The organism is Bacillus cereus ATCC 14579, assembly GCF_000007825.1.
GTDB lineage: Bacteria > Bacillota > Bacilli > Bacillales > Bacillaceae_G > Bacillus_A > Bacillus_A cereus.
The window spans coordinates 4529707-4545159 of sequence record NC_004722.1; the positions used below are offsets into that span (position 1 = coordinate 4529707).

Below are 15453 nucleotides of genomic sequence, written 5' to 3' on the forward strand. Positions count from 1 at the left end.
CCTCCTCATAATAAAAGGCGCGAAACTAATGTTCCACGCCCATACTTACATTTTCCAAATTCCAATAATGATGAGTAATACTCCAGGCAGGAATGTAAATTTTTGTAACCACTTCATATTTGATAAAACCGTTCCAAGTTTCATTCCAATAAATAAAAACAAAGAACTCATAACTGCAACTAATATCGCCATCATAGCGGGTGCATACCCTAATAAAGATGCACCAATTCCGGCACCAAATGAATCTACAGAAAGAGCTATACCAAGAAGTAATGCTTCTCCTGCAGAAATGGTGCCTGATTTATCAAAATCTGCAACAGTCGGTTTCCGTAAAATTTGAATCACTAGGCCTAGCGAGGCAATCTCTAATTTCCAGACCTTCTCCTCTTGCTTCGGTTCTTCTTTTCTCTCACTTCGAAAAAATTGATATAATACCCAAATCCCTATTCCAATAAGAACAAGCCCACCGATACGCGTTGCGATAACAGGTGAAAATACTTTCGCGATCATATGTCCAATTCCCATTGAAACAAGCATAACAGCCGCTGAACACATTCCGATAATTATAATTGATCTTAGTGGAATTCTTACGCTTCTTAAACCATATGTTAGCCCTACACTACAGCTATCTAAGCTTAATGTAAAAGCTAATAAAATAAGAGATAAATAAAGGTACATCGGTAAGCTCCTCCCTTATACATAGCTCTGCTGTATGTATATGACAAATGCCTATCCGATGTTATCTCTTTTCTATATTCTAGGCTGACAAATTGGGCAGTAATGCGTTCCTCGCCCGCCAACAACTGTTTTTTCTAATATCGTGCCACAAGTTACGCACGGCTCTCCTTTTTTCCCATATACATTTAGGAGTTCTTGGAACGAACCAATTTGCCCTTGTGAGTTGATATACGTCCGAATTGTACTTCCGCCACGCTTTACTGCTTCGCCTAGCGTTGTAACGGTAGCCTCATAAATTCGCTCAATTTCTTCTACTGTTAAAGACGAAGCTTCTCGTTCTGGATGGATTTGAGAACGGAATAAAACTTCATCTACATATATATTTCCAAGCCCTACTAAAAGACGCTGGTCCAGTAGCACAACTTTTATTTTACGATTTGTCTTTTGTAATCTTTCTTGTAAATACTGCGGTGTCATTTCAGCATCAAATGGCTCCGGACCTAAGTCAGCAAGAGGCATTTGGTTCATTTCTTCACCTTTCTTAAAGAGATGCATCGTACCAAACTTTCTCACATCTTTATAATGTAATTCCGTTCCATCTGTAAATAAGAAACGGACGTGCGTATGTTTATCAATCGGCTCATCCTCTTGATGTAATAAAAACTTACCTTCCATACGCAAATGTGAAACAATGACATAATTCGTTACATATAAAAGCAAAAACTTTCCTCTTCGCTTTATATTTTCAATCTTCTCGCCTTTTAGCATTTCTTTAAAGATTTCTGCATCATCCGGTCGTTTCACTATTTTTGGATAAGTAACAATAACATCTTCAATCGTTTTTCCTGTTACAAGATTTTCAAGTGTCCGTCTGACGTTTTCAACCTCTGGTAATTCAGGCATTTCATCACTTCCTTATTTTGCGTCGTACCAAGTTGGACCGTAAGAATAATCAACTTTCAGCGGAACTGCAAGTTCAATCGCATGTTCCATTACTTCAGGTACAAGCTGCTCTAATTTTTCGATTTCTTCTTTTGGTGCTTCAAATATTAATTCATCGTGTACTTGCAGAAGAAGACGCGCTTGTAATCCTTCTTCTTCTAAACGATCTGCCATAATAATCATCGCTTTTTTAATAATATCTGCTGCAGTACCTTGAATTGGTGTATTCATCGCTGTACGCTCAGCGAAGCTACGCAAGTTAAAATTACGACTCGTAATTTCTGGAATATAACGGCGACGATTTAATAATGTAGCTACATATCCTTTTTGTTTCGCATCTTTTACGATGTCCTCCATGTATTCTTGTACACCAGGGAAACTTTCTAAATACTTTTCAATAAATTCCGCTGCTGCTTTTCTTGTAATTCCTAAGTTTTGTGAAAGACCATAATCACTAATACCATACACAATTCCGAAGTTAACAGCTTTCGCTTGTCGTCTCATATTTGAAGTTACTTCATCTTTTTCAACGCCAAATACATCCATAGCTGTTTTCGTATGAATATCCATGTCATGTTGGAACGCTTCAACTAGCCCTTTATCATTTGCAATATGAGCTAATACACGCAGTTCGATTTGTGAATAATCAGCCGCATACATAATCCATCCTTCTTCTGATGGAACAAATGCCTGACGAATCTTTCTTCCTTCTTCTAATCGAATCGGGATATTTTGCAAGTTCGGATCCGTTGAACTTAATCGACCTGTTTGCGTTAACACTTGATTAAAGCGAGTATGAATTTTAGATGAATCTTCATGTACAACTTTCAGTAAACCTTCAATGTAAGTTGAATTTAGTTTCCCTAATTGACGATAATGTAAAATATTTGGAATAATTTCATGGTGATTCATAAGCTTATCTAGTACATCAGCTGACGTAGAATAACCTGTTTTCGTCTTTTTAATAACCGGTAAGTTTAAGTTCTCAAACAGAATAACACCAAGCTGCTTCGGTGAATTAATATTAAACTCTGTTCCCGCAAGCTTATAGATTTCCTGTTCCATTTCCTTTAATCTACCCGCAAGTTCTTCTCCCATATTACGAAGACGCTCTGTATCAACTTTTACACCCTTTACTTCCATATCAGCTAATACACGTGCAAGCGGCAATTCTAACTCTGTAAACAGTTCATATTGCTCATTCTTCTTTAACTCTTCAACGAATGTTTGCTTTACATCATATAATACATGCACTTTACGAGCCACATGCTCCGCGACTACCTTTAACTCTGGAACAGCACGTTTCGCACCTTTTCCGTAAACTTCTTCATCTGATTTCACAGCATGCGTTTCTTTCATTTTCGCTACAGTACAGAAATCTTTATCTGTATCAGCCGGGTCAAGTAAATAAGCAGCGATTAATAGATCAAAGTCAATCCCTTGCATATCTATCCCATTCCATTTCAGTGCAACGATTGCACGCTTCGCATCAAATGTATGCTTTCTCATCTCTCCATCTGCAAGCCACTCTTTAAAAGCATCTGACTTAAGAGCAATGTCTGTCTGAATAAAGTAACATCCATTTTCATTTTGAATACCGAAACCTTGAATGTCTGCTTTATGATAGTTATCTTCTTGTACTTCAACGATAAGCGCACTATCTTGCTGAAGCATTTCTTCTGTAACTTCTTCCACAATATCAAATGTAATATCATCTAATTCAGCTGGAGCTGTTTCTTCTGGCGTAACACCTAATTTATTTAAAAGAGATGTAAATCCTAAACTCTCGAACATTGGAATGACATCACTTGCTTCATATCCTTTATACGCCATATCATCCACATGAACTGTAATCGGCGCATCTGTAATAATAGTTGCAAGATCCTTACTCATAAGAGCTTGTTCTTTATTTTCTTCCAGTTTTTCTTTTAATTTCTTCCCACTTACTTGATCTAGATTTTCATACACTTCTTCAACCGTTCCAAACTGTGTTAACAATTTAATCGCCGTTTTTTCACCAACTCCTGGTACACCCGGAATATTATCTGATTGGTCTCCCATTAAACCTTTCATATCGATAATTTGCTTTGGTGATAAGCTGTATTTTTCAAATAAAGCTTCTTTCGTATATTCATCCACTTCTGTAATCCCTTTTCGCGGAATACATACAAGCGTGTTATCAGAAACAAGTTGAAGTAAATCTTTATCTCCTGAAATAACTTTTACACTCGCCCCTTGCTCACTCGCTTCTTTCGCTAACGTTCCCATGATGTCATCCGCTTCATAATTTTCTAATTCATAACGCGGTACATTGAACGCATCCAGCATCTCACGAATAAACGGGAACTGCTCTGATAATTCAGGTGGAGTCTTTTGACGTCCTCCTTTATACTCACTATACGTTTTATGACGGAACGTTGTTTTGCCTGCATCAAACGCCACTAACATATGAGTTGGCTTTTCTTCCTCTAATATTCTCATTAACATCATTGTAAAACCGTAAATTGCGTTCGTATGTATACCTTTGTCGTTATTTAAAAGCGGTAGTGCAAAGAAAGCACGATACGCGATATTATTACCATCTACTAATACGACCTTTTTTTCCAAAATTGAAACCTCCCCATACAAATTTGAAATGATTTTTTTCACAGAAAAAAACCGTTCCTTTCCTCTTTCTATATTAACATGACTAATAGAGAGAAGAAAAATAACGGCTATTTTCTTTCATATATAAAACAGACTTATATTGGCATAAAGGGAAGTGACGAGAACAGCTTAACTATTCTCGTCCAAAATTACTCCTTGGATGAAGGGGTTTTCATGTATTATATTAACAGAGCTTTATTAATATTTAATTAAGCCATTGTTAATATATTGTAAACATCCTTCATCCTATTTTTCAGTTGCTGATTTCGGTAAAACAACTGTAAACGTTGTCCCTTCTCCAACTTCACTATCTACTGTAATCGTACCTTGATGCGCCTCAACTAAATGCTTTACGATCGACAATCCAAGGCCGGTACCACCAGTATTTCTACTTCTTGCTTTATCCACCCGGTAGAAACGTTCAAAAATACGCGGAATTTCCTCTTTACTAATACCAATTCCAGTATCCGATACTTTTATATAAGCATTATATTTATCTTCCGCTAACTCTACTGAAACAACGCCTCCAGCCGGTGTATATACGATTGCGTTATTAATTAAATTAATAAAGATTTGTTTCAAACGACTTGGATCTCCAATAACAGAGGCACGTTTTAATACATTAACTTGTAAAGAGATTTCTTTTTCTCCTGCTTTATTATCAAGTACCATATGAATATCTTCAAGCAGCCCCTTCATATCAACGGTTCCCATATTTAATTTAAATCCTTGTTGTTCGATCTTCGACAAATCTAATAAATCTTCAATTAATCCTTGCATGCGCTCACTTTCTTTTAAAATAATGTGCAAGAAATGTTCGCAGAATTTTTTATTATCCATCGCTCCGTCTAAGAGTGTTTCTGAAAAACCTTTAATAGAAGTAATCGGTGTCTTTAATTCATGAGAAACATTCGCTAAAAAGTCTTTTCTCATTTGTTCTAATTTCTTTAACTCTGTTATGTCATGGAATACGAGAACAATCCCTTTCCATTCATGGTTTGTCCCGATAATCGGCGCTCCATATACTTCGAAATGCTTCCGTTCAATTCCAAGTGGCAATAACATTTGTTTACGCACTTTCACTTCTGTCATAAAGATTTCTTCTACAAGCTCAATAATTTCTGTATGATGAAACGATTCATAATATAAGCGATCTAAATATTCTTCATCTGTTACGTGGAAAGTTTCCTTATAAGAGCGGTTTACAAGGTTTATATATCCTCGGCTATCAATTAAAATCATTCCGCTTCCCATATTTTCAATTAACGTATGCAGACGATCTTGCTGCATTTCTTGTTCAAGTGTCATCTCTTGTAAATTTCGAGCTAAAATATTAATCGCTTTACTCAGCATCCCTGTTTCATCCGAATGACTTTCGTATGCACGTGCTTTATAATTACCCTTTGCCAATTCAATTGCAACTTTCGTAACCGATTCAATTGGCCTAATATATTGCCCTGTAATTTTCATACCTAAAAATACAACTACGAGACAAGCAATGACAAATCCGATAATTAATAATCCCCACGTTTTTTGATGTACGTCTCTTAAAGGATCAATTATACTTTTCACCAAAATGTATCCTTGTTTTCCTTCTACATCTTGAACGAACACCGCATGATAAAATTCATTCTTTCGATCCGTTTCTTTCGTAATCACTTTACTTCGTTGTTTTGCCACTTCCGAAGAAAGTTCTTTAATCGTCTCTGGACTAAATGCCAATTCTTGTCCTTTTCTATATTGAACTTTCTTTTTTTCATCCAAAAATACGATAGAAGCTGGTATTTTTTCTTCTAACTTTTCAAATACGTATGGATTTTTTAAGACATTATCAAACCCTTGCTCTTCTGCTAACGTCGCAACATACTCTGTCTCTTTTACCATTCTCTCTTTAGCATGATCTATATAGTAGTTTTCAAACACAGTTTCTAGTAATAAACCTAGTCCAACTAAAATAAATACAATAAGAGAAACAAATGTAAAAAGAAGCCTGGAACGAAATTTATTCATTCCCTTTTGGCTCCTCTAATTTATATCCTAAACCACGTATCGTTTTAATGTACGTCGGTTTTTTCGTATTTTGTTCAATTTTATCGCGCAAATGGCTAATATGAACATCAACAATTCGTGTATCACCAGCAAAATCGTAATTCCATACAGCACTTAGTAATTGATCACGTGTTAACACGCGACTTTTATTTTTCGCAAGATACACAAGTAGTTCAAATTCTTTTGGTGTTAATTCAAGCTTTCTTCCTTGGAAATAAGCCTCATAAAATTCCGGTAAAATTTTAAGTTCTGCAATTGTGATGCTATCTTCATCTGGCGCTTCTGCAACTTGTTCTTCTTGTTGTAATTTCGTACGACGCAAAATCGCCTTCACACGAGCAACAACTTCTCTTGGACTAAATGGCTTTGTCATATAATCATCCGCCCCAAGTTCAAGGCCTAGCACCTTATCAAACTCATCATCTTTTGCCGTTAACATTAAAATCGGCGTCATAACGCGCTGCAATCGTAATTCTTTACACACTTCCATACCATCCATTTTCGGAAGCATTAAATCTAATATAATTAAATCTGGGCGTTCTGTTGTCGCTTTTTGAAGCGCCATTTCTCCATCCATCGCTGTTATAACTTCAAACCCAGCTTGTTGTAAATTAAATTCGATTAAAGTTAAGATAAATTCCTCATCATCAACTACTAAAATACGATTGTTCATTCTTTTCCTCCAAGTTATAGACTTGAAACCTTCTTCATCCTAGTATTTTCCCCGTTATTCTCATCATACTAGAAAACAAGGTCCCTCTCAATATAATTGTCTATTCATGGAGATCGTTTGTGTAGAATTGAGAAAATAGAAGTAATTACGATTCACCTGCAACTACACAGGATTTTGCCAAACTTTATAGATTGCTCTCTCTTCTTTAAAGCTCACTTCCGTATGAACTATAAAATCTTGATTTTGTGCTAGGAAAAACGAAAGAGCATACGCTATTTTATAATCTGGTGTTTCATATCCATCAAATACTCTCCCGTACATTTCATTCGCAACCCCGTCTGCCCACACTTCAGCTTCTCTTACCGTTTCAAAGATCACGTCTTCTCTTTTCCACCTCACCTAAAAAACCACTCCTTTAATTGACTTCAATTACCGATAATTATATTATTAATCTTAATATATAAATTAATAATATAAGGAGGTCTATTATGCGACTAATACTATCCATTCTATCTTTAGCAGTCACATGTATCCTTGCTTTTAACGCTCCGAGCTGGGATACGATTAAAACGGGGTGCTCAGAATTTGCTGAAGGGTTCAAAGAAGGGTTCTTCAACTAAAAATAGCGCTAGCATCCTTATTAAAGGTATGCTAGCGCTATTCATATTTTCATCTTTTTAAAAATTATCTAATGCTTTTTCCATAATAGAAACTGATTTAAAAGGTGGCGTTACTGTTAATGAACCTTTCACAACAGTTTCTCCTTTTTCATCATGAGCAGATACAAGCATATCAATTGTATGTTCCTCCTCAGAAACAGCCACAACTTCAAAGTGGATTTGTAACGTTTCATAATGGTGAACATGTTTCACGAATGTAAGGTCCTTTCTCGTAATATGACTTCCTGGACCCGGTAAATATTTCGTAACCGCCGTTGTAATCATTCCCGTTAGCATAATGCTTGGTACAATCGGCTTTTCATACGGAGTTTGGGATGCGTAATCATGCTGAATATATAATGGATTGGCATCATTCGTTAACCCTAAGTACAATAACAAATCTTTATCCTCAATTTTTTCAGTGATAGATAATTTCTCTCCTACTGTAATTTCATCCATTTTACGACCAATTTGAACTTTTTTCTTTAACATGTTACAACCCCCTCCGATTTTTTCACCTTATTATCCTACTAAAAGCGATACCTTATCCGAAATTTACTATGATGAGGGCAATGTATAGTATAAATCTACAGTTTCATTATAGGATATTACAAATGATAGCGTTTTCATATTATTTCAAAAAAACAATTCGGTAAATAGTAGAAAAAGATTCGGAATCCCGAATCTTTTTCACTACTATTCAATTATTAAACAAGAACTTTCATTACATTACGTACAGATTCTACAGAGCGATCTAACGCTTCTTTTTCATCTGCAAGAAGTTCTAATTCAATAATTTTTTCAATTCCGTTACCACCTAGAATTACTGGTACCCCTAAGTAAAGGTCACTATAACCATACTCACCTTCAAGGTACGCAATAGCTGGTAATATACGGCGTTGATCTTTTAAGATTGCTTCTGTCATTTCAACTAAAGAAGCTGCTGGTGCGTAATATGCACTACCGTTTCCTAATAAGCCTACAATCTCACCGCCACCTTTACGTGTACGTTCTACGATTGCTTCTAAACGCTCTTTCGGAATTAACGTTTCTAACGGAATACCGCCTGCATAAGAATAACGCACAAGAGGTACCATGTCGTCACCGTGTCCGCCAAGAACAAATCCTGTAATGTCTTTTACAGAAAGATTTAATTCTTGTGCGATGAATGTACGGAAACGAGCTGTATCTAATACACCCGATTGGCCGATTACACGCTCTTTCGGGAATCCTGCTTCTTTAAATACAGAATATGTCATTGCATCAACTGGATTTGTTAACACAACAATAATTGCATTTGGTGAATGTTTTGCAATGTCGCGCGTAATACTTTTCATAATTTTAGAGTTTGTTGCTACTAAGTCATCACGGCTCATACCAGGCTTACGTGCAATACCTGCTGTAATAACGACAACGTCAGAATCAGCAGTATCTGCGTAATCAGATGTTCCAATAATGTTAGCATCAAAACCTTGTACTGGGCTCGCTTCTAACATATCTAACGCTTTCCCTTTTGTTGGATTTTCCAGTTGTGGAATGTCCACTAATACAACATCTGCAAGTTCTTTTTGTGCTAATAAGAATGCCGTTGTTGCTCCTGTAAATCCTGCACCGATGACTGAAACCTTCTTGCGTTTGATTGTCATAATTTACCCCCCGCTTTAATTATGCGTTTTTGATTATCGCTACATCCATGTTTTTAATAAGTTCATTAGCGAACTCAGAACATTTCACTTCTGTTGCACCTTCCATTAAGCGTGCGAAATCATAAGTTACTACTTTTGAAGCAATTGTTTTCTCAACAGAAGCAGTTACTAATTTCGCAGCTTCGTTCCATCCTAAGTGTTCTAATAATAATACACCTGAAAGAAGAACAGAAGATGGGTTTACTTTATCTAAACCTGCATATTTTGGAGCTGTACCGTGTGTAGCTTCAAAGATAGCATGTCCAGTCACATAGTTAATGTTTGCACCAGGTGCAATACCAATTCCACCTACTTGTGCAGCAAGTGCATCAGAGATATAGTCACCATTTAAGTTCATTGTTGCAACAACATCGAACTCACGTGGACGAGTTAAAATTTGTTGTAAGAAGATGTCTGCAATAGAATCTTTTACGATGATTTTTCCAGCCACTTCAGCGTCTGCCATCGCTTTATTCGCTGCATCTTTACCATCTTTTTCAACGATACGATCGTATTCAGCCCAAGTAAATACTTTGTCGCCGAATTCTTGTTCCGCTACTTCGTAACCCCAGTTTTTGAAAGCACCTTCTGTAAATTTCATAATGTTTCCTTTATGAACTAATGTAACAGAAGAGCGTTTTTCGTTAATTGCATATTGAATTGCAGCACGAACAAGACGCTTTGTCCCTTCTTCTGAAATTGGCTTAATACCAATACCAGATGTTTCTGGGAAGCGAATTTTATTAACACCCATTGCTTCTTTTAAGAAAGCAAGAACTTTTTCTGCTTCTGGAGATCCTTGCGCATATTCAATTCCAGCATAAATGTCTTCTGTATTTTCACGGAAAATAACCATATCAGTATCTTCCGGACGTTTTACAGGTGAAGGAACACCTTCAAAATAACGAACTGGACGTAGACATACATATAAATCTAATTCTTGACGAAGTGCTACGTTTAGAGAACGAATACCACCGCCAACTGGAGTTGTAAGTGGACCTTTAATCGCGATTAAATATTCACGAATTAAGTTTAAAGTTTCTTCTGGTAACCACTCGCCTGTTTGGTTGAATGCTTTTTCCCCTGCAAGCACTTCTTTCCAAACGATTTTCTTCTCACCATCATAAGCTTTTTCAACTGCTGCTTCTAGTACGCGAGATGCAGCTGCCCAAATATCAGGACCAATTCCATCTCCCTCGATAAATGGAATAATCGGATTGTTTGGTACATTCATAACACCATTAGTTACAGTAATTTTTTCACCTGTCGTCAATGTGATAACCCCCATGTTTGAAATTTCATATGTATGAAACTGAGGGAATAACCCCTCAGTTCAAACCGTTAGTCAAATTAAAATATTCTAATCATTACATCTTTCCGAAAAAATCAGACTTTTGAAAGCGTATTTTCACTATCAAAATAGTGTTATTCGCTTATCGTTGTGCAATTGGAACATACACTTGATGCGTTGGTCCATTATAATCAGCACGCGGACGAATTAAACGGTTGTTTTCATATTGTTCTAGAATATGAGCTAACCAGCCTGACATACGGCTAATTGCAAAAATAGGTGTAAATAAGTCATGGTCAATTCCTAAACAATGGTATACAGAAGCTGAATAGAAATCAACATTTGGTGGAAGACCTTTTTCTTTTGTTACAATGTCTTCAATTTTGATAGACATATTATACCATTTCTCTTCTCCTAAAAGCACGCATAATCTCTTAGACATTTCACGTAAGTGTTTTGCACGTGGATCACCCTGCTCATACACACGGTGGCCAAAGCCCATGATTTTCACTTTATTTTGAAGAGCATTATGAATATATGACTCTACATTTTCTTCTTCACCAATCTCAGTTAACATCTTCATTACATTTTCATTTGCCCCACCGTGAAGAGGACCTTTTAATGCACCGATTGCTGCTGTAATACCAGAATATACATCTGAAAGTGTAGCTACGCAAACACGTGCAGTAAATGTAGAAGCGTTTAACTCATGATCTGCATGAAGTACAAGCGCCTTATCAAAAGCTTCAATTTCAACTTCATTTGGCTCGCGATCATTTAACATGTACAAGAAGTTTGCAGCTAATGATAAATCCTTTCTTGGCTCAACAATATCTAAACCTTTACGGATTCTCGCGTAAGCAGCAACTAAAGTTCCTACTTGCGCCTGTAATTTAACCGCTTTCAAATAATTGGACTTTTCGTCCATAATTTCAGCGCTCTCATCGTATAATGATAGCATGGAAATTGCAGTTCGTAAAACAGACATCGGATGTGCAATTTTTAAATCTACTTGTTTCAAATATGTTAAAATCTCACCTGGAACTTTATAGTATTCTGATACAATTTCATTAAATTCTGCTAGTTCTTTTTCATTAGGAAGCTTGCGGTGCCATAATAAGTACACTACTTCTTCAAACGTAGCATTCTCAGCTAAATCATCAATATTATACCCAACATAAGTTAATGTATCATCAATAATAGAGCTCACAGATGATGTTGTTGCTACTACCCCTTCTAAACCTCGAATAACAGTCATGACATTCTCTCCTTTTCCTGAAAATTCTCCCAACCTTGCTCCTTATATCTATTTGCTCCCCTTTTGAATTATGAACGCCCGTTCACTCTTTAGGCAAGCAAAATGCACGATCATGCAAATTTGTTGCGATGTTCCCCTCTTATTGTCCATTGTTTACATGGAAAGCATGAGCGTGAATGTCTCCCCGAATCCTCACGCTCAAAACAACAAGTTAGTGAGGAAAATTAATTCCGAAGAGTTTTATGATAAAAACAACATAAAACAATATCATTATAAAATTGTTTTATGTTGTTTTTATTTTATCTGGTGTAAAGTCTCTGCTGTTATGTAACTTTTCAAAGTTTCTAATCCTATTATAAACAATTATCTGACTTTTGTGAACAGAAAGAATTCAAAAATTTTATATTACTATAAAATTCCTTATTTAAACATTTGTATAATACTCATAACCGCATAGGCAATTCCAGCCCCAATTAACGGACCAACAGCAACCCCATTAAATAGCGCAACCGCTATAATTGTCCCAAAAACAAGCGCAGTTGTAATGTGGGGATCCGTTGTCAACAATTGTACGCCGCCTTTCGCTAACAAAGCGACCGCTACACCTGAAGCTAAAGCAATCCACGCATAATAAGATTTTGCCGCTTCTCCAAGTTGTTTAAAACCTATTTCCCCCGTCGCAATCGGTACGAGCACCGCTATTGTAATGACCGTTACACCTAGGTTAATTCCTTTCGTTTGTAAATAAGGAAAGACCTTATCTCCTAAAAACGTAAACTTCAATAAAAATAACACACCAATAGCCACAGTAAGCGATTGGTTTTTCGCAATAAGTCCTATAATAAGTAGTATGAATAAAAATAACGTTGACTGACTAATCATGTTTGCACTTCCTTTCTGAAAATAATGAACTCATTTCCAAACAAAAATACCTTTAAACCTATCGTTATACATGATATATCGATGCCTATTCAACATGAATCACTTCATTTTTTATGTATTTTAAAATGATAAATTGAGACTTTCACCATAAAAATTTAAGCGTGTATACATTTTAAAAAACAGACGTCTCTTCTTTCTTTTCTAATTAGAAACAGGTAAAATAAAAAGAAGAGAAAATGAAGTTTTTACCATATAGTAGAAGCATCAACACCAAGCTTTCACAGTCACTCACATACTGAAAAAGCAGGAAAAATCCATCATTCCACTATAACATAAAGTGAAACTTTAATCAGTGGGGCACACTCGTTATAAGTTGAACGAATTAGGATAATCCAAATTGGAATGGGAGGTATACATCTTTGAACCGAAACTTACTATATATGATATTGCGACTCATATTTGTCATTGTAGCAACGGTAGCTGGGTTCTATGTATTACTATACATGTCAGGGCTTATCTATCCTTTTATTATCGCTTTTGCATTTGCTTATTTGATTAATCCTGTCGTCAATTTCCTTAATCAAAAACTACAATTTCCTCGCGCACTAGCAGTACTCGTTAGCTTAATTCTCGTATTTGGAGCTATCGTTGGACTTGTTACATATCTTGTGACTGAAGCAATATCTGCCACAACATACTTACTACAACTTGTTACAGTAAAGTTTCCAGATATCGTTACATTCGCTCAGCAATTTGCACTTAATCATATTATGCCTCTCTACGATGATTTAATCTCTAAATTTAATCATCTTGGAGAACCACAGCGCTATACAATTACACAAAACATTCAAAACTTAGGAACAGAAGCGACAACACAAATGAAAGAACTTTTAACCGCCATTATAAGCGGGTTAACGAATTTCATTAGTGCACTGCCAACAACTTTAACTGTCCTTGTATTCATTTTATTAGCCACTTTCTTCATTAGTTACGATTGGCACCGTCTTGCTCAGAAAGCAAGAAAATTGCTACCGAATCGTGTACATGGCTATGGAAAAACTATTTTTGTCGACTTAAGAAAAGCTTTGTTTGGTTTTGTGAAAGCACAACTTACACTCGTATCTATGACAACTGTCATTGTACTAATCGGGCTTTTAATATTACGCGTACCATACGCCATTACTATCGCGATTATTACAGGGGTTGTAGATTTACTACCATATTTAGGAACAGGCGCAGTCTTTGTTCCATGGGTTATATACGTATTTTTCACTGGCGATACCGCATTCGCCATTGGTCTTCTCATTTTATACATCGTCGTGATTGTCCAAAGACAAATTATGGAGCCGAAAGTACTTTCATCTAACATCGGTCTCGATCCATTAGCAACACTCGTCGCTCTATTTGTCGGCTTTAAACTTTTTGGCTTTTTAGGATTAATCATCGGCCCAGTCACCTTAGTACTACTTAATACATTACACAAAGCTAATGTCTTCCATGACTTGTGGAAATATATTAAAGGTTCACCTTCAAAATAATAGTTTTTAATTCATACACAACAAAAAACTTACATGTAATCAGTGGGAAATTCCCACTGATTATTCCTTGTACTTATTTTTCATACTTATTACATAAAACAAGAGAATTGCACTCAAAAAAGATAATTCTCTTGTTTTTTTTGCATGAAAAACGCATATTCCGTGGTGTTTTTACATATTTATTCTAGTTATTTTATAATTATCATTTACATTTATTACTTTTTATGTAAACGAATAAATATGCAAAATAGCATAAAATAAGACTTCAACTAACAATCTCCGCCTTTTTATATGAATTTTTTACACCAATCGTTCCTCTATATAAGAAAGCAAAACTTTAATTTAGCAGTGTTTCCCTCCATCTTATTCATCTAAATTAATAGCACTAAAAAATCACAAGTTTAATCGAGGTACACACAAGAGTTCAAACGAAAATTATATAGCAAATATAATAAGCGAACGTTTTGTTCATCCCCACTCATCATTTGCCCCACATCAGACACTTACGAGCAGCCCAGCTTTGAGATAGAAATTCCCCCCACAAATAGCGCGGTAAAACAAAGCTTCAATCAGCAAGTTCCTCTCCTTTTACAAGACAAAAAAATAGCACTTAGATTTCTACAATCTAAGTGCTATTTCTGAATAATAATAGTAGAATTCTTTCTAAATTTCCATTCCATCCACTTCATAACAAGCGGCTTCAATAAAGCTCTCGTAATAGGGATCACGCAGATAAACCCTAGCATATCTGTCACATACCCAGGAAGCACTAAGAGAATACCTCCTACAAATACAAAAATACCATCTAGTACCGCCTCACCTGGCATTTCCCCTCTATTCAACTTAGATTGAATCTCTCCAAGCACTTTAAACCCTTGTCTTTTCGCCAAATACACACCTACAACACCTGTAAATACAATCATAGCGAACGTAGACCATAAACCTATTACATGACTTGATCCAATTAAGACCGTAATCTCAATCGCCGGTATTAAAATAAAAAAGAATAGTAACCACTTCATAGTTCTACACCTCTCTCACATCTCACTTTTAACGCCCTCACAATGCCTATATACATCATATGAAATATAGATACCCTTTCATATTAAAACCCATAACAAACAGCTTTTAAAAGCAATTCTAGGCGCTTTA

General features: G+C 36.0%; 14 protein-coding genes. 2 read left to right on the forward strand and 12 right to left on the reverse strand.

Features of this window, described 5'->3' with window-relative positions; all coding sequences use genetic code 11:
- Positions 1-45 precede the first annotated feature (45 nt).
- From ytaF to BC_RS22915, 6 genes are all read right to left on the reverse strand, one after another.
- Positions 46-678, reverse strand: coding sequence for a sporulation membrane protein YtaF (gene ytaF, locus BC_RS22890; protein WP_000281747.1), 633 nt, complete (start codon positions 676-678; stop codon positions 46-48).
- 72 nt (positions 679-750) lie between these two features.
- Positions 751-1581, reverse strand: coding sequence for a DNA-formamidopyrimidine glycosylase (gene mutM, locus BC_RS22895; protein ID WP_001114478.1), 831 nt, complete (start codon positions 1579-1581; stop codon positions 751-753).
- 12 nt (positions 1582-1593) lie between these two features.
- A complete protein-coding gene (polA, locus tag BC_RS22900) occupies positions 1594-4227 on the reverse strand; it encodes a DNA polymerase I (RefSeq protein WP_000412823.1) in 2634 nt (877 codons plus the stop codon).
- 285 nt (positions 4228-4512) lie between these two features.
- Positions 4513-6276: a sensory box histidine kinase PhoR gene (gene phoR, locus BC_RS22905; protein WP_001032106.1), complete on the reverse strand. Its 1764-nt coding sequence runs from the start codon at positions 6274-6276 to the stop codon at positions 4513-4515.
- Positions 6269-6988, reverse strand: coding sequence for a two-component system response regulator PhoP (gene phoP, locus BC_RS22910; RefSeq protein WP_001065220.1), 720 nt, complete (start codon positions 6986-6988; stop codon positions 6269-6271). Before phoP ends, phoR begins: the two co-directional genes overlap by 8 nt.
- Before the next feature lie 162 nt (positions 6989-7150).
- Entirely contained in the window at positions 7151-7387 is a 237-nt protein-coding gene (locus tag BC_RS22915; protein ID WP_001267383.1) for a hypothetical protein, read from the reverse strand.
- A gap of 89 nt (positions 7388-7476) precedes the next feature.
- Here BC_RS22915 and BC_RS28250 point away from each other — a divergent pair, with 89 nt between their 5' ends.
- Positions 7477-7608: a hypothetical protein gene (locus BC_RS28250; RefSeq protein ID WP_001237022.1), complete on the forward strand. Its 132-nt coding sequence runs from the start codon at positions 7477-7479 to the stop codon at positions 7606-7608.
- A 57-nt stretch (positions 7609-7665) separates the two neighbouring features.
- Here the strand turns inward: BC_RS28250 and BC_RS22920 are convergent, their stop codons facing one another.
- The 5 genes from BC_RS22920 to BC_RS22940 all read right to left on the reverse strand — a co-directional run bounded on the left by BC_RS22920 (position 7666) and on the right by BC_RS22940 (position 12763).
- The gene (locus tag BC_RS22920; RefSeq protein ID WP_000914180.1) at positions 7666-8139 is read right to left on the reverse strand and encodes a MaoC family dehydratase; all 474 of its coding nucleotides are present in this window, start codon (positions 8137-8139) and stop codon (positions 7666-7668) included.
- Positions 8140-8354: 215 nt separating this feature from the next.
- Positions 8355-9293, reverse strand: coding sequence for a malate dehydrogenase (mdh, locus tag BC_RS22925; RefSeq protein ID WP_000153230.1), 939 nt, complete (start codon positions 9291-9293; stop codon positions 8355-8357).
- 19 nt (positions 9294-9312) lie between these two features.
- Positions 9313-10605 (reverse strand): NADP-dependent isocitrate dehydrogenase, encoded by a 1293-nt coding sequence (gene icd, locus BC_RS22930; protein WP_000206898.1) that lies wholly within the window; start codon positions 10603-10605, stop codon positions 9313-9315.
- A 160-nt stretch (positions 10606-10765) separates the two neighbouring features.
- Positions 10766-11914 carry a citrate synthase gene (gene citZ, locus BC_RS22935; protein WP_000503652.1) on the reverse strand — a complete coding sequence of 383 codons (1149 nt, stop codon included), beginning with the start codon at positions 11912-11914 and terminating at the stop codon, positions 10766-10768.
- A 387-nt stretch (positions 11915-12301) separates the two neighbouring features.
- Positions 12302-12763 carry a DUF441 domain-containing protein gene (locus BC_RS22940; RefSeq protein ID WP_000625507.1) on the reverse strand — a complete coding sequence of 154 codons (462 nt, stop codon included), beginning with the start codon at positions 12761-12763 and terminating at the stop codon, positions 12302-12304.
- Between the two features lie 419 nt (positions 12764-13182).
- Here BC_RS22940 and ytvI point away from each other — a divergent pair, with 419 nt between their 5' ends.
- Complete coding sequence (ytvI, locus tag BC_RS22945; protein ID WP_001081388.1) at positions 13183-14301, forward strand: sporulation integral membrane protein YtvI; 1119 nt, start codon at positions 13183-13185, stop codon at positions 14299-14301.
- A gap of 632 nt (positions 14302-14933) precedes the next feature.
- Here ytvI and BC_RS22950 read toward each other — a convergent pair.
- Positions 14934-15323, reverse strand: coding sequence for an FxsA family protein (locus tag BC_RS22950; protein WP_000871622.1), 390 nt, complete (start codon positions 15321-15323; stop codon positions 14934-14936).
- Positions 15324-15453 lie beyond the last annotated feature (130 nt).

Excerpts from the sequence above, each read along its gene's own strand:
- phoR (WP_001032106.1), bottom strand. The coding sequence starts at position 6,276 with ATGAATAAATTTCGTTCCAGGCTTCTTTTTACATTTGTTTCTCTTATT.
- BC_RS22940 (WP_000625507.1), bottom strand. The coding sequence starts at position 12,763 with ATGATTAGTCAGTCAACGTTATTTTTATTCATACTACTTATTATAGGA.
- BC_RS22950 (WP_000871622.1), bottom strand. The coding sequence starts at position 15,323 with ATGAAGTGGTTACTATTCTTTTTTATTTTAATACCGGCGATTGAGATT.
- mdh (WP_000153230.1), bottom strand. The coding sequence starts at position 9,293 with ATGACAATCAAACGCAAGAAGGTTTCAGTCATCGGTGCAGGATTTACA.
- BC_RS22920 (WP_000914180.1), bottom strand. The coding sequence starts at position 8,139 with ATGTTAAAGAAAAAAGTTCAAATTGGTCGTAAAATGGATGAAATTACA.
- BC_RS28250 (WP_001237022.1), top strand. The coding sequence starts at position 7,477 with ATGCGACTAATACTATCCATTCTATCTTTAGCAGTCACATGTATCCTT.
- phoP (WP_001065220.1), bottom strand. The coding sequence starts at position 6,988 with ATGAACAATCGTATTTTAGTAGTTGATGATGAGGAATTTATCTTAACT.
- mutM (WP_001114478.1), bottom strand. The coding sequence starts at position 1,581 with ATGCCTGAATTACCAGAGGTTGAAAACGTCAGACGGACACTTGAAAAT.
- ytaF (WP_000281747.1), bottom strand. The coding sequence starts at position 678 with ATGTACCTTTATTTATCTCTTATTTTATTAGCTTTTACATTAAGCTTA.